The organism is Rhodococcus sp. OAS809, from assembly GCF_040546695.1.
GTDB classification, from domain to species: domain Bacteria; phylum Actinomycetota; class Actinomycetes; order Mycobacteriales; family Mycobacteriaceae; genus Rhodococcus_F; species Rhodococcus_F qingshengii.
In genome coordinates this window covers 302,036-320,250 of the sequence record NZ_JBEPOI010000001.1, presented here as the reverse complement: position 1 = coordinate 320,250, position 18,215 = coordinate 302,036, and the positions used below count along the sequence as shown (strand labels likewise).

The window sequence follows — 18,215 nt, the reverse complement described above, 5'->3', positions numbered from 1 at the left end:
ATGAACGGGCAAGCACGTCCCGGCGATCGGTTGTCGACCGATTTTGATTTGTCTACACAAGTCGACGTGGTTCGAGTTGACGACGTGGCCGGAACTGCAGACGTGATTCGGGTTGCGTCTGTTCCTGCATCGCACGTGTACGTACGGCATCTGGCACCGCACATGGGAACGGACGGCGTCGTTCGTCTTGACGATCCGATCCCCGCAGATGGCCGCAAGGTTCCCGGCGGCTGGTGGCCTCCCGTGATGCTCGATCCGGGATGGATTCGCGAGCATCATCACCTTTTTGATCTTTTCCATGTTCACTTCGGTTTCGACGCGATCGCACCGCAGGTTATGGAGGACATCGTTCACGAGTTACACAGTCACGAAATCCCCTTGGTCTATACGGTGCATGACCTGCGAAATCCGCACCATCCCGATCCCGAGCCGCACCGCGAGATCCTGGACGTGTTGATCCCGGCGGCGGACTCCCTGATCACCTTGACACCGGGGGCGGCGGCATCGGTTGCGAATGATTGGGGGAGAGAATGCACAGTGCTGCCTCATCCTCATGTGATCGAATTGGACAAATTCGGTCTTGCGCGGCCTCCTGGAACACAATTCACCGTGGGAGTGCACGTGAAAAGCCTGCGTCCCAACATGGATCCCTTTCCGGTGTTGAACACTCTGTGCTCGACGATTGCGACGTTGCCCGGTGCGCGATTGGTGGTGAACATCCATGATGAGATCTTCGATCCCGACAATCACTGGTATGCACCGCAGGCGTCGAAGAAACTCTTGGAATACGAGGATCTACCGGGTGTCGAGGTCGTGGTACATCCGTATTTCACCGACGACGAGCTGTGGCGATATCTGATGTCTCTGTCGGTTTCGGTCTTGCCGTATCGATTTGGTACGCATTCTGGATGGCTGGAGGCATGTTACGACCTCGGGACATCCGTCATCGCTCCCAGCTGTGGGTTCTACTCACAACAACAGGACTGCAAAATCTACGGGTTCGACGAGCATCATTTCGACCCGGAGTCGCTGGATCGATGCGTTCGCGAATTGTATTCGGCAGAGCCCGTGCGTCTTTCCGTGGGAATGCGTGCCAGGCAGCGTCGTTTTCTTGCCTCTGCTCACCGCGAAATCTATGAAAAGGCTCTCGCATGAGCGCGTTACGCATAGCTCTGATCGCATCGAGTCGCTATCCCGTCACCCAACCGTTCGCCGGCGGTCTCGAAGCTCACGTATGGCACCTGGCCGCAGCTCTGCGAAAAGCCGGCCACGATGTCACGCTTTTCGCCGGGCATGGTTCGGATCCGGAACTCGCTTGCGAGCTGATCGATGTCCGTCCAGCCCGCATCAGCACGGCGGCCAGGACTGACATCTCCATGCCGGCAGAGTATTTCATGCAAGAACACCATGCCTATCTCGACCTGATGCTCCGCCTCTCGCGTGACTATACGGAGAGCTTCGACGTCATCCACAACCACAGCCTGCACTACCTCCCAGTGGCGATGGCTTCCACGCTGAGTGCTCCTGTGCTCACCACTTTGCACACGCCGCCGACTCCGTGGCTGGAATCAGCAATCGCGGCAGGGGGGTCACCTGGCCGGTTTGCTGCAGTGAGTCGTTTCACCGCCGATTCATGGAAACAGGCAGCCGGCGACGTCGAGGTCGTGCACAACGGAGTCGATACCGATCAATGGAGTGAGGGACCTGGCGGGCATCGACTGATCTGGTTTGGGCGCCTTGTTCCGGAAAAGGGTGCACACCATGCGATTGTGGCCGCCAGGGAAGCCGGTATGCCGTTGGTACTAGCCGGGCCGATCAGTGACCATACGTATTTCAGAGAGCGAATTGAACCACACCTCGGCGGCTCTGTTCGATACCTCGGTCATCTGATGACTGACGATCTTGTTGACGCGGTAGGGACGTCTGCAGTGGCACTTGTGACCCCGCAGTGGGACGAGCCCTACGGGTTGGTCGTCGCCGAGGCGCTTGCCTGCGGTACCCCGGTCGTGGCTTACAGTCGGGGTGGCATACCGGAAATACTCACGCCGGATTGCGGTCGGTTGGTCCCAGCCGACGATGTGGCTGCGCTGTCCGTCGCGATCGGCGAGGCTAAACAGCTGGCTCGACAGCACGCTCGGGCGCGAGCTGTGAACCACTGTTCGGAACGAAGAATGGTGGACCGGTATGTCGCACTGTACGACGAAATCTGCTCTGCTCCAATACAGTCCGATACACACCCAGCGGCACCCGCTGCCACAACGCGTCGAGCAAGCTGATGATCGGTTACTACATCCACCATCACGGGCGAGGCCATCTCACCCGTGCCGCGTCGATCGCGAGAAAACTGAGCCTCGACGTCACCGCGCTCACCAGTGCCCATTCAGTTGCAGTGGAGGCCTTCGACGACCATGTTCAGTTGCAACTCGACTACGGCGACGCGCACGAGGTTGACCCCACGGCCAACGATGCTCTTCATTGGGCACCGATCCACGAAACCGGGCTACGTTCTCGGATGGCCCGAGTCGCCCGTTGGGTAGCGACCGCGCGTCCCGATGCCGTTGTCGTGGATGTATCCGTCGAAATTGCAACATTCATTCGATTGATGGGTGTCCCCGTCATCGTAGTGGCGATGCCAGGCGACAGGACCGACGCCGCCCACCAGCTCGCGTATCGACTTGCTGATCACATCATCGCCGCCTGGCCCCACGAGGTCTACGACCCGACTTGGCTCCACCCCCATGCGCACAAGACGACTTACGTGGGAGGTATCAGCCGCTTCGAGGATCGGGAGTGCGTATCTCGGACCGTGGACACTTCCCTGTCTCCTCGAGTTGTGGTGTTGAGCGGCGCCGGCGGATCAGCGGTCTCGAACGCTGACGTTCAAGCTGCTGCGGCGCAGCATCGTTCCTTCCACTGGACAGGGATCGGATTGCCGGGAGGGACGTGGGTTGCAGATCCCTGGCCGGACATCTGCTCGAGCGATATCGTGGTCTCGCACGCAGGCCAGAACGCGGTGGCCGACATCGCGATCGCCGGTAAGCCTGCCATCGTGATCGCACAAGAACGTCCTTTCGGAGAACAGGTCGCGACCGCTGGAGCTCTGTCCATGCACAATCTCGCCGTGACGCTGAAGGAATGGCCGGCACTCGAATCCTGGCCCGATTTGATCGCGCAGGCGCAGGCTCTCGATCGCGCAGGCTGGTCCAAGTGGCGGACCACGGGTGCTGCTGACCGCGCGGCGCGAGTCATCGAGTCAGTCGCGAGACAGCACACGGCCCGCTGACGTGAGGACAGCGGTAATCACGATCGTGCACGGGCGCCACGAGCACTTGCGAATGCACCTGCGTGGCCTCGCTGCCAGTACGACCCTGCCGTACTCGCACGTCATCGTCGCGATGGGCGACGAGACGGTGAAAAACACAGTCGCGCAAGAGAGAAGCTCCGCCCACGTCGTGGAAATCGACGTTCCAGAAGGGGATCCTCTTCCGCTCGCCCGTGCCCGAAACATTGGAGCAGCGAAAGCTCGATGTCACGGAGCCGAGCTGCTTGTATTTCTCGACGTCGATTGCATTGCGGCGCCAACACTGCTCGCTCGATATCACGAGACGGCAAGTGAGGAGAATTCTACTGCCTCACTGTTCTGCGGACCGGTTACTTACTTGACGCAGCCGTTGTCGTCGCCGATTACTCCGGATGAGATGGCACTGCTGCACAATCCACATCCAGCAAGGCCAGCGCCCCCCGCCGGGACGGTCCTCCACGGGGACGACTTCAATCTCTTCTGGTCGTTATCGTTCGCGGTCACTGTACCGACATGGCTTGCCTTGCAAGGCTTCTGCGAGGAATACCGCGGGTACGGCGGAGAGGACACCGATTTCGCCTGGTCCGCCCGAGACAAGGGCGTGAAATTGACCTGGGTCGGAGGAGCTGATGCCTACCATCAATTCCACCACGTGTCCGATCCACCCATCGAGCACCTTGACGACATCTTGACCAATGCGCAGGTGTTTCATCAGCGTTGGGGGCAGTGGCCGATGCAAGGATGGATCGACGCATTCGAAGAGAGGGGTCTCGTGGAGTACCGACCAGACCTTCAAACCTGGGTGCGGATTCGGAACTAGAGCTTCGTGAACCACCGTGGTGCAGATCTACCACGACATCCCGACGGATGATTAAGAAAACATCGACTGGGGAAGCCGACCCGAATGGCTACATACAGAGTGATCAATCCTGCAGGCGACGTCACCGCGACGCGCGACATCGAAAGCGCCGACGACGCCCATGCCTGGTTTGTAGATGCCCGCGCCGACAACTCGGAACTGGGATGGCGTATGGAAGTTCACCATGATGGCGAATGGTCGTTCTTCGACGACACCGAGGGCGCATCCAGCTGAGCAGTCGCTCAACGGGTGTGACGAAGATGAGGAAGGACGTTCAAGCATGAGTCAATTACTCGCAGGGAAGAAAGTGGCATTCCTCGTGGCGACGGAGGGAGTCGAACAGATCGAGTTGACGGATCCCTGGGACGCTTTGGTTGCCGAACACGCTCAGCCGTCGATTGTTTCGACAGAATCCGGCACCATCCAGGCGTTCAACCATCTCGACAAAGCTGACGTCTTCGACGTGGACGCGGTGGTCGAGTCGGCGGAGTCGTCCGAATACGACGCTCTCGTCCTGCCGGGCGGTGTGGCCAACCCTGATTTTCTCCGCATGAATCCAGAGGCGGTGGCGTTCGCCCGGAGTTTTTTCGATGCCGGGAAGCCTGTCGCAGTGATCTGCCACGGACCGTGGACGCTGGTCGAAGCTGGCGTGGTGGCCGGTCGTACACTGACCTCGTGGCCTAGTTTGCGTACCGATATCACGAACGCCGGCGGCACGTGGGTAGACCAAGAAGTCGTGGTCTGTACTTCTGGCCCGAATACCTTGATATCGAGCCGCAAGCCCGATGATTTACCCGCGTTCTGCGCGAAACTCACCGATACACTTGCGACTGTCTGAGACCCTTGACATGGTGATCGGACGAAAAATCGCGATCATCACCTCGTGCGGCGAAGAGCGGACCGCCCGACGCGAGTACCGATGGAGTGCCGAAGACGCTCAAAGTGGTTGTGCCTTCAAAGTATCGTCAAAACATTAGGCGCCAGGAGTTGACCAATGCCCGAGAGTCGCCGCTCCTTCAGGAAATGGCTACCGCGCACTGCGACAATGACGACGGCGGCCGCCGTCGTCGGCTCAGTTGCATCGGGGAGACCAGCACAAAGCGCGTGGTTCGAGAAGCTGCGCAAGCCCTCATTTCAGCCGCCACCCGTTGCCTTCCCCGTCGTGTGGACTGTTTTGTACGCCGACATCGCAGTCAGCACGGCGCTGACTCTTGCGCGCCTCACCGAGAAGGGGGACGAGACCGCCGCTCGCGACTACACCCGAGTACTGGCGATCAACCTCCTCGTAAACGCCGGCTGGAGTTGGGTGTTCTTCCGCTCGCATCGACTTCGTACAGCAGCCGTCGTCGCAGCCATCCTGACTGTAAGCAGCGCAGAGTTGGCGCGACGAACACTTCCGATCAGACGAGCGGCGGGAGTGGCATTGGCGCCGTACCCGTTTTGGTGTGCATTTGCGACGGTCTTGTCCACAGCTGTTTGGCTTGAGAACCGGCGGTAATTGGGCTCATGGACGAGTCTCAGGGACCGATGATTGCCTTCAGCCGGGATCGGGTAGTTGTCCGGCATGGAGATATTGGTGATTCTTATTCTGGTCGGTGCAGTGGCGTTCGTAGTCGCGCGCAAACGATTCACAGGAAAGCGCGAGCCGTAACCGGCTCGACGTACCCCGTTCCAACCATGATGCGGAAGCAAGGATGACGAGATGGACCTCTATCGGGTCACGATGCCGGACGGTTCGACTCTCGACGAGTATTTCGGATCGGACAATGAGGCAATCCAGGAGGCCACGAAAGCCAATCACGGTGTGAGTGAAGGGGTCAAGGTCGAGCGATATGCTGGCGACGGAACGCTGTATCCGACAAAATTGCAGAATGGTGGGTATCGCGGAACTGTCCGAAAGCACCATGCCTGTTAGAGCGAGAGGCCGTGGAATGAGCTGAGGGCGATCCAGCTCACGAAGGTGAGAGATCTTCGGTTGCAGGACCTTCCAGAAGCTCACCGCTCGCGGTGAAGCGTGATCCGTGCAACGGACAATCCCAAGATCGTTCGGCATCGTTCCAACTCACGATGCCGCCGAGATGTGGGCATACCGCGGACACCTCCTGCGTCACTCCGCATACAGTGCTTCGGGCAACAGGCGTAAGCCCTTCCCATACGACCTGGCCATGGCTGTCGGATCCCGGGTTCTTGCGCGCGAGTCGATCGAACAAAGGCTTTACCCAGCCGCCCGCTAGGTGAACAGCCACTTCAGCATTGACCCGAACAGCATGGGGCACTCCCGATACTTGATTCCAATCCCACGGCGAATAGATTGCCGACCACTGCGCTCCGGTACCGAGGACGCTCGTGACCAGTGCCAGCGCGGCAGCGACCGAGTTGGTGATTCCCCACTTCGCGTAACCGGTGGCAATGAGAAGCGAGGGATCTCCCGGCAAAAGTTCCCCGACATAAGGGAGTTCGTTCACAGGCCGGTAGTCCTGTGCAGACCAGGAATGGGTCAGTTCGGCGCCGGGGAAGGTCTTGCCAGTCCAATCGATCAACTCTTGCAGACACTGTGACGGCGATGCTGCGCGCCCGACGGGATGCCCGTTACCACCGACGAGCAGCAAGTTGCTGTCATTGCGCGGAGCGTAACGAATTGACCGTTTCGGTTCGTCGACAGATAGGTACATTCCTCGTGGAATATCGCCGGGAACTGCGAAGGCAGCTGCGTAGCTGCGTTGTGGTTCCAAGCGGGCAAAGAATCCGCCTCGATCGAGTATTGGTGTTCCCGTGGCGATCACGACTCGAGCAGCGGTGACTACGCCGTGGTTCGTATGCACCGAACGTCGATGACGATTGCCGTGCACGGTCCTGACCCGGGTCCCTTCGTGCAAGGTCCCACCCCGCCGGACGAATTCCCGGATCAGCGCGTCGAGTGCCTGGACTGCGTCGAACTGCGCTTGATCATCCAAGCGGAGCGCGCCAACCACCGGGAACGGTATTTCGACCGCGTCGGTCCAGTGTGCATCGAGGCCCGCCGCACGCGCTGCATCCAATTCTTCCCGTAGGGAGACGGTTCCGTCGGTGCTGGTGGTGTACGTGAAAGCTGATTCACGTTGCACTGCTACAGAATTGTCGGCGCAGTAGCGCAGCAGCCACTGCTGTCCCTCCCGATTGGCCTCGACGTAGGAGCGCACCGCCGACGGTGAGTGCTTTTTTGCAATACTCGAAAGTCGAGTGCCTTGGAGTAAACTGATCTTGCCAGTCGTATTGCCGGTTGTGACAGCTCCGACGGTCCTGGATTCGAGTAACGCCACCTCATGACCGGCCCGTGCGAACAGCAAAGCCGTAACCACACCAGTCATACCGGCCCCGACGACAACGGTGTCGTATTCGCGCTCGGTGAATTCGGATGAGTACTCGGGGCGCGCCCCTTCGAGCCACAGGGAGGTCATGACCGACGGTTGCCCATCGCTACCGTATGAGAAACGTGGCCGCCGGCATCTCGTCGCAATTGCGGAGACTTCACCGAATCGGGCTGTCCGTGCGGCTTTCTCGCCGCGCGAGACGGGGAGTCAAGAATCCGAGTGCCACCATGCCTACCCCGAGTCCGAAGTGCAACCAGTTATCGGCATCGTTGACCGGAACAAAGTTGGCGGAACTGTCTTGGTCGATCAGCAGGCCGTAGATCCACAACGCCAAGTAGATGATTCCGCCGCCAATGAGATATGCCTGTGCGGTGCGAGCCATACGAGCCATCGCCACACCCGCCACACCGAAGACCAGATGAACCACGTTGTGTAAAACGGAGACTTCGAAAATCCCGAAAAGCTTCGCACCTGAATGATGACCCGCTCCGGCCAGCATGTCGTAATCGGTTGTCACACCGGGAATAAAGCCGAGGATTCCGACTAGTAAAAACACCGCACCCACGGCCGCCGCGGCTATCTGTACTGCTGAATAGGTGCGACGAAAATTTCGCTGTGCCATGATGTTCCTCTCGTTGTTTCGGTCCCGCTGTCGCCTACGACTTACGTTGTGACGCACGCTCCGTAGACGTGGCCGACTACGGTGGTTCGTGTCACCCTTTCGTGTGGCTGCCGTGGGACAATTCCCAATCACCGCGGGGCCTAAACAACTCTCGGCCGTGTGCAAGGCCGAGGAAGCACGTGTTGTATCGTCCTTGCTGTCTTGATTCTGTGGCGTCGAAGCTGTGAACTGAGGGGTAGGCGCACGCATCGAGAGCCGTACTCGAGAGCTTTCGCAGCGATCCGAAGGACATCCCTGAGAACGAGGATTTCGCGTTACTATCCGTCCTGCGTCGTGGATTGAGCAATGACGAGATCGACCAAGTGGTGGCGCTCTCTGTCGAGCGTGCTTCTGAAACTCCGGATTGGCACATCAATTGCGCGCGCGTCCGGGAAGTCGTAGTGGGCTCCATCCGCGAAGAACCGTCCGAGGAGGACATAGAGCGCGTGTCTTGTCGGCTCGACGAAGGTGGTTGGTCCTTGACGCCGTCTGACCCACGTGACGGAGTAGGCCGTGTTACCTATTTCAGCCGCCACATCTTCCACCCAAACTAGCTGTTGCGCAGTCTTTTCAAGCGCGGGATCCGAGTCCGGTCGCGATTTCGCGAAGCCTGGCGACAGGCCCGTCACCCGCGAGTGGGGGAGTGTGCCATCCAGCACCCGTTCTAAGCCCCTCGAAAAATTCCTGCAGAACGGCGCTGGGACTTCGAGTGGGTAGCCACCCCAGCTCGATACGTGCGCGCGAGCAATCCATCGTCGGAATCTGCATCACGGTGTCGAAGAGGCCCGGAGTAGATGGGACAGCGTGTGCATGCCATGCCGCCCAAAGGCCCGCCCGGATTACGGGCTCCGGAAGGTCGATCAAGCGTGCGTCGAACAAATCTGTGAGGGTGTTCATACCGACGGGCGGATCCGCTGCCAGGTTGAATGCGCCTTGCTGCTCGCCCAAAGTCGCTGCCACGTAGGCGTCGGCGACATCGGATGAATGAACCACCTGCACTGACAACGCAGGAAGCTGCGGCAAGACCGGTATCCAGAAACTACTGACAAGTGAGCCGGGCAGGAACGGACCTGCGAACAACCGTCGTTGAGCCGTGGCGGAACTCTTCTGGAATATGAATGCTGGACGCATGCGTACGACGCGGGTCCTGTGACGGTCTTCGAATATATCGAGACACCTTTCCAGGTAAGCCTTTTCGCGGGGGTAAGAAGCCCCAGGCCACCCGTGTGTCGGCCAGTCCTCCGATACCGCCGGTTGATTGCGCCCGGGCGAGTATGCTCCGACCGAGGATGCGTGGATCAATGCCGGGACACCCGTCTGGGCGACCGCACGAAACACTCGCAACGACCCTGAGACGTTGTTCTCCCAGGTGATTTCGGGACGTCGCGCCGGTTGAAACAGCCAGGCCAGGTGGATCACTACGTCCGCGCCCTCGAAGTGCGACTCGAGGTTGTCACGACGAACGTCCGAGACAGCGAACCGTGTTTTGGGTACAGTCCAGTCGGTAGGACGACGCGACAACCCTAAAACCGATTCGACGCCTTCTACCGCACTCAGTGCTTTGATGACACTGGTACCGACATTGCCCGTTGCACCCGTGACCACGACCCGTAATCCGCTCATAGATCGGGCAGTACCCGAGGTGGAACGTCGTAAACGACCTAACAGAGGGACAATCAGGCCCCGTCGGGGCGAATCGAGGCCGGGCTCGATGTTCCAGCGCCGGACGCCTGTTTCGTGTCCACAACTCGATGAGCACCTTGAAGTTCTCTATGTCGGTCTTGACGCCACGGAGCGAATTCCGACCTCTTCGGCGACGTCCTCCAGAATCGGTCGGGTCGATTCCATCCGTGCTGTCACCCGCGTCCGGCGATCGTCCAAACGGTGGAAGGTGATCACCTCAGCGTGGTTGGACCTGCGCCGGATTTCCATGGAACGGGCTCGGAAGGGTGCTGTCCGGCGATGAGGGCGTCGAATTCTCCCACTTGGCTTCATATCTCGACGATCCAATGTGTGACACATCGTCTTGACTCATCTCACGTACCCCTGAGATGAGGTGGGAATCGGCCCGAATATGGGTCACTGGTCGTACGCGGTACGCCCAGGAACGTTGACATCGACGAGATCTGTCACGGTACTGATGGGGTTCGGGCTACCCAATGGGGCGATAGCTGCATGCCAACCGTCTCACGGCCTCACGCTGCGATCGTGACCGAAAGCTGCGCTGCCCGTAGCCGGTTTACAAAGTCAGGATCGGGTATCGCTCATGAATGACCACCGAACCGACTCGGCACCGGCCACCGCCGGTCGAGTACTTCCCACCGCGCAACACTGTGTCGATGGACGAGTTGTTGCAGACATTGACACGTGTGGTTAATTCGCTGACCCACGCCGAGATCCCGTTCGCCGTTGCCGGAGGCTGCGCTGTTTACGCGCGGGGCGGACCGCCCTCGGGTCACGACGTTGATATTTTTCTGCGGCGGACCGACGTCGCCCCAGCACTTGCAGTACTGCAACAGAACGGCATGAGACGGGTGGACCCACCGGAGGACTGGCTGGTCAAAGCCTATGACGGAGACATTCTCGTTGACCTGATCTTCTCCGCGTCAGGACGTGAAATCACAGACGAATTGCTCGCGCGTGCGCCACGGATGCGAATAGGTTCAGCACACGCTCCGGTGGTTACCGCGACGGACCTGATGATCGACAAACTGAACGTCCTCGACGCTCACCGATGTGATTTTGTTCCGATGCTCCAAATCGCGAGGGACTTGCGTGAGCAGGTCGACTGGTCAGAGGTGGCAGACAAGACCGAATCGTCTCCGTATGCACGGGCGTTCCTGGGCCTGCTCGACGATCTGTCCATTGCCTCGCCGAAGTCCTCGTAGGACAGAGGCGTAACGAGCCGACTAGGAGGATGCGATGGAGTTCGAATCTCGGCTGCCTCAATATGTGGTGGCTCACATTCGACGAGTCTTCGCGGAGGACCCCCGAACCTCTGAACTTGGTGTGAGGGTATCGATTCGAGGAGAGACCGTTCATCTCAGTGGCGAAGTGAGCACGCAGCATCGTAAGCACGAACTCGAATCAATCGTCGCGGAGATTTATCCGGACGTGCAGGTGCACAACGACATCCACGTGGTGAGCTCTGCGGAACCCCAGCCTGAATGCGAGGACTTGACGTGATACGCATTGCGGCGGTCGGTGACATCCATCTCGGTGTGGACTCCCGGGGAGAGATGCGCCCGGCTCTCGAGAAGGTGTCGATTCATGCGGACGTGCTACTGCTCGCGGGCGATCTCACCCGTCACGGCGGAGCCGAGGAGGCTGAGGTCGTGGCTGACGAGTTCGGCGAACTCGACGTTCCTGTGATCGCCGTGCTCGGCAATCACGACTACCACAGTGATGCGGTTGAAGATGTCACAGCAGTTTTGGTGGGGCGAGGTATCACAGTTTTGGAGGGACAATCGGTCACGATGGATATCGATGGGCAGACATTGGGGATCGCCGGCACAAAGGGATTTGGTGGGGGATTCGCGGGAAAATGCGCCAGTGTGTTCGGCGAACCTCAGATGAAGAACTTCGCGGGGCATACCGTCGAGGTGGCGGACCGCTTCCGCTCGACCGTCTCCGAACTCGAAGCTGACGTCCGAATTGCCTTGTTGCACTACTCGCCGGTCAGTGACACCTTGCATGGAGAGCCGCCTGAAATCTATCCGTTCCTCGGGTCCTATCTACTTGGGGAGCCGATTGACGAGTTTCATCTGGATCTCGCCCTGCACGGTCACGCTCACGCGGGATGTGAGCGTGGAACGACGCCGGGAGGCGTACGGGTTCGCAATGTCGCGCAACCCGTCATCCGCGCCGCTTACACGGTATACGGACTTGGTCGGCCCGATTGACGTACTGGACCGTAATTTGTCGAGTCGAATATCCGAACAGGCACCCTTCGATCTGAATGGGAACACCAGGTCGGGGCCCCTGCGAAACCAGCCCTCTGACTGCTCGATTTCACGCGAAGTATCTACTCTCCCATGTGCTGAACCGAGCGCGACGTGAAGGACCACGAGCGGATATCCCGAGTGGCAACGAATCTGCCCGACTTCCGCCCGCCGATCCGATCGAAACTTTGCGGTAGCACGGCACTGGACGAGAGCGTGCTGAGGCGGTGGCACTGAGGGTTCTCGACCGTGGAGTTCCCGGTTGTCAACGAGAATATGTCGAAGAGATGGTTCCGTACGGCGTAGCCAGTCTTCTGTGCGAGCACGCACAGGTCTCGAAAGACCTCGAAAGGTACTGTGGAGCTCATCTTTCCAGCGAAGAGTAGCATTGGCGGAGCTGTGGAGATTGTCGAACTGCCCGTTTGCGAACGTGCTACGCACCCTTCGTCGAATGAGGACGGCTCGGCGTGTCTTCCCGTCTATCGAGAATGCAGTGCGGTGGACGCTGTCACCGCCGAGAAATATCAGTGCTCGATTCAAATCGCTGGTTGTCAGGACTACTCGGTGGAAAGCCCCGAAACGTGGCATCCGACGACGCCCGCTGTTTTGGCTTTGCCGAGCAAAGCCCCCCAGAGTTTCAAAAACGCAGAAGCCAACCGACTTGCAGTGTTTCGCGCGAGGTACCGGGATTCCCATTGCGCCGACCCACGCAAGTGCTACGTCAATCCCCGTGCCGTCGATGCATATGACGCGGACATCACAATTTCGCGCGCGGTCAACCGTCCGGACAGACTCGATGATTCGGTACGGCGTTCGCGGGCACCGACAACGCCCGAGCCCATCTCATCGAGTTGGTACGTCGCAAAATTCGCCGAAAATCGACGGATGGTCCGTCCGACTCGAACGTGCTACTTCTGTCTGTCAGCTGTGACGACTCCCAGCCGCGACGCGGTCTGTTGGCTCGTCGTGACCACTCTCTCTTGCGCAATGGGCGCAGCAAAATATCGTCTCGTCCACCTCGATGCCGTGCCCGAGTATGCGACAGCCGCAATGGGCGCATTGCGGAGCCAGGGCTTGTACCGCGCATTCAAAACTGTCGAATGTTGCGGTGCGATCTCCGCGTGTCACAGTGAAGGTTCGATCGTACTCATTGCCACAGGTTTCACATTTAGCCACGAAATTCTCCTTCTCTTTTACTGTCTCGCTTACCCCTCCTGGTCGGCTAGCCTGTAGGTCATTTTCACGACGGACAGGCAGGTGTAACCAAGTCATAGATCTGTTCAGCTTGAGCTTGCGTCGGTTCATTGCCGTTGTGTGCGGCGAGCGTTCGGATCTGCTCGGTGACTTGTTGCTCATCGGCTCCGGCTCCAATGGCATCGCATGATTGCAGGACTATGACTTTGATGCTCTCATCGTCACGCTCTTCCGCGAGTTCTGAATACCCGGTTCGGAATGCAACGACGAAGGAAGTCAGTTTCGCTTCATCAAGGGTCCCCAGATCGGCGGATCCGGACGTCGAAGTCTCCTCATCGGTGACTTGGCCGGTCGGCGGGGTCATGTTCTGAATCGACGCAGTGGCATTCGTATCTTCGTTGCCACCGTTGTTTCCGCAGGCTCCAGTCGATATCAGGGTGCCCGCGAGTATCGTTGCGCCAATTATCCTCTTCATGTCTGCTCCGTTCAAGCGGAATTGAGTTTCAGGCTTCGTGCGTTGCGGGTGGTCATGCCCCGGTGTTACCCCAAGCCATCGATTTCTACCCGTCGTTCGCGTGGCTCAATACTGGAAACAATGGAATCCTCGTAAACAGCTGAGACGCAGTTACTTTCGTAGGATCGAAGTCCGGCGCTCAACCGATTCTCGGCGATCGAACCCGCCATGCCCGGGAATTGTCGCGGGTTTGGCGAGGGTGCCATCGGGTAGGTACCAACCCATGACTACCAACGAAACCACGGCGACGACATCAGTAAGCGTGCCGACAGTGACTGGTATCCGGGCAGTGCGACTCTTGATGCAACTAGCGGGCCCGTCAGTGGTAGCCGGCGCCATCGCTCGCAGGCACTCGACGTTGCCGCTGCTGGAAAAGTGCAAGCCGATGCTTCGACTCCACGACTCGTATCGGGACTTCGCGAGGAATTCGGATCTGGCCTCCTGCTGCTCGATCTACCGGGTCGCCGAGTCGTAGTATTGCTCGACCGGGAGGACGCGAGTCGCGTCCTCGAGGAGACACCGGATCCGTTCTCCCCGGCAAACCGCGAAAAGGTCGCTGCACTCAGTTCTTTTCAACCTCATGGAGTTCTCGTAACTCGGGGCCGAATGCGGGTCGCTCGACGCGCTTTCAACGAATCCGTTCTCGAGACAGGCGAACCACTTCACTATCTCGCTGGAGCAATGACCGAAACCGTGGTCAGCGAAACCGGCGAACTCAACGAGCTCGCACGTGCGCGCGGGCATTTGGATGCGGGTAGTTTTCTGCCGGCCTGGTGGAATCTGGTCCGCTCGCTGGTGCTGGGGTCGTCCGCACGTGAGGACAATTCTGTCACCGACCAACTTTGGAGCCTGAGGTCGCAGGGCAACTGGTCCTACTTCCTTCCGCATCGTCGCCGATTGCGGGATCGGTTCATCGAGAGTCTCTATCAGTACGCAGCACGCGCTGAAATGCCCAGTCTCATCGCGGCAGTCAATCAGACATCCGCTGCACCCTCGGTCGACCCGATTGGGCAGGTGCCCCATTGGCTGTTCGCATTCGATGCGGCCGGCATCGTCACTATTCGAGCGCTGGCGCTCCTTGCGACCCACCCGCGACAACGGGCACGCGCACTGGAAGAAATCGACGAGACCGATCCCCGACACCCCAGCCGATACCCGTTCTTACGCGCGTGCGTCTTGGAATCCGCGCGGCTATGGCCGACCACGCCTGTAATTCTGCGTGATTCGATCGCTCCGACGACTTGGCCGACCGAACGCGGTGTCGCCGAAATTCCTACCGACAGTGCATTCATCATCCTGACCGTAGCATTTCACCGGGATCCGCAAAATGTGCCGTTTGCCGACGTGTTCACCCCTGACGCTTGGCTCGACGGCCGTGCTGATACGCAAGCGTTCATGCCCTTCAGCGGCGGACCTGCCGTATGTCCAGGGCAGAACTTCGCTCTCTTCGTCGCTACGACTGCACTGGCAAACCTGCTGCGCGGAAACACCTTCGAACTCGACCCGAGAACTGGTTTGACCGCAGACGCGGCTGTGCCGGCTACACTCAATCACTACAGTCTTCGTTTTCGTACGAAACCGGCAAGACGGCGCTAGCGTGGTCGACCACTGAATCGCTGTGGCTCTGGAACGAAACGCAGTGGCTCATGCTGACCATTGCGACGAGGGGGAGCCGAAGTTACTGGCCAGCGCAGAAGTTGGTCCGCGCCAGAGGATTTTGCAGACTTCGGTCTCACGACGCTGAAACCCTGGCCCGTCAATCCTCTACCGGATACGGTTGTTGGCGAAGGACTTTCGCGAGGTGCACGGCGTTACGCACGAGGGTGGAGTTGGCGGATGCTACGGCCGGGGGCACGCTTTCCAAGTCGTTGTAGTCCCCGGGTGTCATCGCCTCGCCATTCCAGTAGGTGCACCCCTGTGCCGGTATGGAAAAGCCACAATCGTTGAGAGCTTGAAAGAGTGAGGCAACTATGGCGTGTGCCCCGTCCTCATTACCGACTACTGCTGCTACTGCGACCTTGTCGAACATGCCAGGTCTGCCACGGTCGTCTGTCTCGGAGAGTTCGGCATCGAGACGCTCGAGAGCACGCTTGGCGACACTCGACATTTGACCAAGCCATGTGGGGGTCGAAACCAGCAAGATGTCTGCATTGTGTATTTGTGCCCGAATTCGAGGCCATTGATCGCCCCCGCCCATGTCGATTTCCACTCCGGGTCGGATGTCATGGTCCACGAGTCGAATTGAACTGCAGCTCACGCCCTCTTCGCGAAATTCGGAGAGGAGCTGCTCGGCAATGAGTTCGCTACTCGACCGTGCAGGCGAAGGTTTCAAGGAGCAAGTCAAAGCGAGAGCAGTCAAGGAGTTCATGACGGGCGACTACCCAGCCTCTGCTTTCTCCATACACTGGCGACAAATTTGTTGGTTCTGGCGGGTCGAAGTGTGGTTCTGCAGATATTTTGGCTTCGAACGATGTCGCAGGATTGCTGGATTACAGAAGACCGCGTCAGGGCATGCCTCGATAGCACAACCCGCCCGTCGAGAGAACCCGTTTTGTCAGTGGTGAAACCCGAAGGGAGCCAGGATGGATGACGGTGGTGCAGACAAATTCGTGCCGGACAGTCGGGACCTACGCAGACTCAAAGCCGCTGCGTCGAACTGTCGCGGCTGCGGCCTTTACCGCGAGGCCAACCAGACTGTGTTCGGGAATGGAAAGAAGGCGGCCACGTTGATGCTCGTCGGGGAACAGCCCGGTGACCAGGAAGACAACGCTGGTAAGCCGTTCGTGGGCCCCGCTGGCAAACTGCTGCAGGGGGCGCTCGACGCAGCGGACATCGATCGCAGCGAGGCGTATGTGACAAATGCGGTCAAACATTTCAAATTCGTACGGGCTGAGCGTGGAACGCGTCGTATTCACAAGAAGCCCGGGCGCGGCGAGATCGACGCATGCCGTCCTTGGCTCGTGGCAGAGATCGACGCGGTTGAACCCGATGTTGTTGTGTGCCTGGGGGCGACGGCGGCGCAGTCGCTGATTGCGCGAGACTTTCGTGTCACGGCACACCGCGGAGAAAGGCACCATCTGATGCCGGAACTGGGCGTGCACTGCGATCCGTTCGTCTTTGCGACCGTCCATCCTTCTTCGATTCTCCGGGGGGCACGTGATGAGCGTGAACGGGCTTTCGCCGACCTGGTGACCGACCTTCGAGCCGCGATGGTTTCGTGTCAGTCGCCGAGATAAAGGTTCGAAGCGGAGGGGGCGAAGAGAAACGGGACTGAATCACATCCTGGCACGGAGTACTTTTTCGGTCAATCGGGTAGCACCACGACTACGCAAGGAAAGGGCCTCGGGTCCGCCCGAACATAATCCCGTGGAGATGAGGAAAAGTGATCGCTACACCGCCAGAACCAGATCCCGCCAACACCCCTGACTTGGAGCCCGGCGGAGGTGTTGCGCCTGGGCGAACACCACCTGATGCTGCACAAACTTCCGGTTTGTCTTCTCCGGAACCCTCGCCCGCCGGAAAGTTCCCGTTGATGGGCATTGGGACGGTCATCGCAATCGGGGTTATTGTGCTTGTGTTCGTCGTCGTCGCCGTAGCGATACTCGTGTAGGGGGTTCAGACGCCACCGAGTTTCGGACACAGGCGCCTATGTCTCAGCAAGATTTCCCTCCATGCTGTCGATCGTGCAACGTCGCCCAGTTGGCGCTGTATAGGAACACGCTGCGGATTCATATCCGCATCGGACGACCACCCCCAGCCACGATCGACGCCCTCGGCTGTTCGCACAAGTTTGGCGAGCCGCGTAGCCAGGACATGGGTGCTGGGCCCCGCTAGCCAACCATCAGAAAACGCATGGATGCGAGCAGATAGATCATCATGAGCGTGAGCAGCCCCCACGCGACTCCTTGCCAGATCGGCCACGGGCGTTGGTTTTTCCATGCACGGTAAGCTCGAACCAGTGCCGACAAACCGCCGACAAGCAAAACCGCAGCAGGCACGATTGCCAGAGCAAATCGCTCTGTATCCGTGCATGCTGGAAGTTCGCGAACGTGACAGGGGTCCGGCCGGTTCGCCATCCAGACGAGTGCGAGCGCTGCGACGATTGCGGCGAAGGCAATGGACACGCCTGCGTGCACCAGCGCGCAACGTGACGTAGCTCTGGCGTTCGACCTTTTCTCGACGTCATTTGTCATTGTCATCCTCTTTCGTCTAAGGCGATTTCCACGGGATGATAAGCGCCCTCACAGAATTCGAGCTGGTAACGGGACGAGACCTCGTTAGCGAATGTGTGTGTCTGATTTTGCACTACCTGCGAAGGGTGTTCCGTGACCGTCGAACGTGCTCGTTCGCCGCATCCCCGCACCACCTGCACCCTAGTGCTCGGGTCGATACCGT

Annotated in this window: 23 protein-coding genes; 16 read left to right on the top strand and 7 right to left on the bottom strand. The window is 59.2% G+C overall.

The features are described from left to right. Window positions 1–102: 102 nt before the first annotated feature. The 8 genes from ABIE52_RS01545 (at window position 103) to ABIE52_RS01510 (ending at window position 6,075) form a co-directional block, all read left to right on the top strand. Window positions 103–1,155 (top strand): glycosyltransferase, encoded by a 1,053-nt coding sequence (locus ABIE52_RS01545; protein ID WP_070160372.1) that lies wholly within the window; start codon window positions 103–105, stop codon window positions 1,153–1,155. Further along, complete coding sequence (locus tag ABIE52_RS01540) at window positions 1,152–2,276, top strand: glycosyltransferase family 4 protein (RefSeq protein WP_080910712.1); 1,125 nt, start codon at window positions 1,152–1,154, stop codon at window positions 2,274–2,276. The genes ABIE52_RS01545 and ABIE52_RS01540 overlap by 4 nt, the downstream gene beginning before the upstream one ends. Next, the gene (locus ABIE52_RS01535) at window positions 2,276–3,283 is read left to right on the top strand and encodes a glycosyltransferase (RefSeq protein ID WP_080910713.1); all 1,008 of its coding nucleotides are present in this window, start codon (window positions 2,276–2,278) and stop codon (window positions 3,281–3,283) included. Before ABIE52_RS01540 ends, ABIE52_RS01535 begins: the two co-directional genes overlap by 1 nt. Window position 3,284: 1 nt before the next feature. Further along, a complete protein-coding gene (locus ABIE52_RS01530; protein ID WP_192713034.1) occupies window positions 3,285–4,121 on the top strand; it encodes a glycosyltransferase family 2 protein in 837 nt (278 codons plus the stop codon). Between the two features lie 84 nt (window positions 4,122–4,205). Further along, a complete protein-coding gene (locus ABIE52_RS01525; RefSeq protein ID WP_029538629.1) occupies window positions 4,206–4,394 on the top strand; it encodes a hypothetical protein in 189 nt (62 codons plus the stop codon). Window positions 4,395–4,440: 46 nt separating this feature from the next. After that, on the top strand, window positions 4,441–4,998 hold the full coding sequence (locus ABIE52_RS01520) for a type 1 glutamine amidotransferase domain-containing protein (RefSeq protein ID WP_192713035.1): 558 nt from the start codon (window positions 4,441–4,443) through the stop codon (window positions 4,996–4,998). Between the two features lie 156 nt (window positions 4,999–5,154). Beyond that, on the top strand, window positions 5,155–5,658 hold the full coding sequence (locus ABIE52_RS01515) for a TspO/MBR family protein (RefSeq protein WP_372507624.1): 504 nt from the start codon (window positions 5,155–5,157) through the stop codon (window positions 5,656–5,658). Between the two features lie 204 nt (window positions 5,659–5,862). Beyond that, the gene (locus tag ABIE52_RS01510) at window positions 5,863–6,075 is read left to right on the top strand and encodes a hypothetical protein (protein WP_192713036.1); all 213 of its coding nucleotides are present in this window, start codon (window positions 5,863–5,865) and stop codon (window positions 6,073–6,075) included. A gap of 37 nt (window positions 6,076–6,112) precedes the next feature. On the opposite strand, the gene ABIE52_RS01505 is transcribed toward ABIE52_RS01510, so the two are convergent. Next, window positions 6,113–7,597 carry an FAD-dependent oxidoreductase gene (locus ABIE52_RS01505; RefSeq protein ID WP_192713037.1) on the bottom strand — a complete coding sequence of 495 codons (1,485 nt, stop codon included), beginning with the start codon at window positions 7,595–7,597 and terminating at the stop codon, window positions 6,113–6,115. A gap of 70 nt (window positions 7,598–7,667) precedes the next feature. Then, window positions 7,668–8,132 (bottom strand): DUF4383 domain-containing protein, encoded by a 465-nt coding sequence (locus ABIE52_RS01500; RefSeq protein ID WP_080910719.1) that lies wholly within the window; start codon window positions 8,130–8,132, stop codon window positions 7,668–7,670. A 290-nt stretch (window positions 8,133–8,422) separates the two neighbouring features. Between ABIE52_RS01500 and ABIE52_RS01495 the strand changes: the two genes are divergently transcribed. Next, entirely contained in the window at window positions 8,423–8,725 is a 303-nt protein-coding gene (locus ABIE52_RS01495) for a DUF3349 domain-containing protein (RefSeq protein WP_192713181.1), read from the top strand. Between the two features lie 16 nt (window positions 8,726–8,741). Here the strand turns inward: ABIE52_RS01495 and ABIE52_RS01490 are convergent, their stop codons facing one another. Beyond that, on the bottom strand, window positions 8,742–9,794 hold the full coding sequence (locus ABIE52_RS01490) for an NAD-dependent epimerase/dehydratase family protein (protein WP_192713038.1): 1,053 nt from the start codon (window positions 9,792–9,794) through the stop codon (window positions 8,742–8,744). 647 nt (window positions 9,795–10,441) lie between these two features. Between ABIE52_RS01490 and ABIE52_RS01485 the strand changes: the two genes are divergently transcribed. The 3 genes from ABIE52_RS01485 to ABIE52_RS01475 are packed head-to-tail and all read left to right on the top strand — an operon-like array spanning window position 10,442 to window position 12,073. Then, a complete protein-coding gene (locus ABIE52_RS01485) occupies window positions 10,442–11,059 on the top strand; it encodes a nucleotidyltransferase (protein ID WP_108912738.1) in 618 nt (205 codons plus the stop codon). Between the two features lie 34 nt (window positions 11,060–11,093). Next, window positions 11,094–11,357: a BON domain-containing protein gene (locus tag ABIE52_RS01480; RefSeq protein WP_108912739.1), complete on the top strand. Its 264-nt coding sequence runs from the start codon at window positions 11,094–11,096 to the stop codon at window positions 11,355–11,357. Then, window positions 11,354–12,073 (top strand): metallophosphoesterase family protein, encoded by a 720-nt coding sequence (locus ABIE52_RS01475; protein ID WP_198538451.1) that lies wholly within the window; start codon window positions 11,354–11,356, stop codon window positions 12,071–12,073. The genes ABIE52_RS01480 and ABIE52_RS01475 overlap by 4 nt, the downstream gene beginning before the upstream one ends. A gap of 960 nt (window positions 12,074–13,033) precedes the next feature. On the opposite strand, the gene ABIE52_RS01470 is transcribed toward ABIE52_RS01475, so the two are convergent. Further along, window positions 13,034–13,288 (bottom strand): metallothionein, encoded by a 255-nt coding sequence (locus ABIE52_RS01470; protein WP_308118999.1) that lies wholly within the window; start codon window positions 13,286–13,288, stop codon window positions 13,034–13,036. 64 nt (window positions 13,289–13,352) lie between these two features. After that, on the bottom strand, window positions 13,353–13,796 hold the full coding sequence (locus tag ABIE52_RS01465) for a hypothetical protein (protein ID WP_260457315.1): 444 nt from the start codon (window positions 13,794–13,796) through the stop codon (window positions 13,353–13,355). A gap of 247 nt (window positions 13,797–14,043) precedes the next feature. On the opposite strand from ABIE52_RS01465, the gene ABIE52_RS01460 reads away from it, so the two are divergent. Continuing rightward, window positions 14,044–14,295 carry a hypothetical protein gene (locus ABIE52_RS01460; RefSeq protein WP_192713040.1) on the top strand — a complete coding sequence of 84 codons (252 nt, stop codon included), beginning with the start codon at window positions 14,044–14,046 and terminating at the stop codon, window positions 14,293–14,295. Between the two features lie 206 nt (window positions 14,296–14,501). Then, window positions 14,502–15,416, top strand: coding sequence for a cytochrome P450 (locus tag ABIE52_RS01455; RefSeq protein WP_192713041.1), 915 nt, complete (start codon window positions 14,502–14,504; stop codon window positions 15,414–15,416). Window positions 15,417–15,576: 160 nt separating this feature from the next. On the opposite strand, the gene ABIE52_RS01450 is transcribed toward ABIE52_RS01455, so the two are convergent. Continuing rightward, window positions 15,577–16,188, bottom strand: coding sequence for a flavodoxin family protein (locus tag ABIE52_RS01450; protein ID WP_192713042.1), 612 nt, complete (start codon window positions 16,186–16,188; stop codon window positions 15,577–15,579). A gap of 214 nt (window positions 16,189–16,402) precedes the next feature. Between ABIE52_RS01450 and ABIE52_RS01445 the strand changes: the two genes are divergently transcribed. Continuing rightward, complete coding sequence (locus ABIE52_RS01445; protein WP_192713043.1) at window positions 16,403–17,056, top strand: UdgX family uracil-DNA binding protein; 654 nt, start codon at window positions 16,403–16,405, stop codon at window positions 17,054–17,056. Window positions 17,057–17,202: 146 nt separating this feature from the next. After that, complete coding sequence (locus ABIE52_RS01440; protein ID WP_080910726.1) at window positions 17,203–17,430, top strand: DUF6480 family protein; 228 nt, start codon at window positions 17,203–17,205, stop codon at window positions 17,428–17,430. 220 nt (window positions 17,431–17,650) lie between these two features. Here the strand turns inward: ABIE52_RS01440 and ABIE52_RS01435 are convergent, their stop codons facing one another. Then, a complete protein-coding gene (locus ABIE52_RS01435; RefSeq protein ID WP_192713044.1) occupies window positions 17,651–18,019 on the bottom strand; it encodes a hypothetical protein in 369 nt (122 codons plus the stop codon). Between the last annotated feature and the right edge of the window lie 196 nt (window positions 18,020–18,215).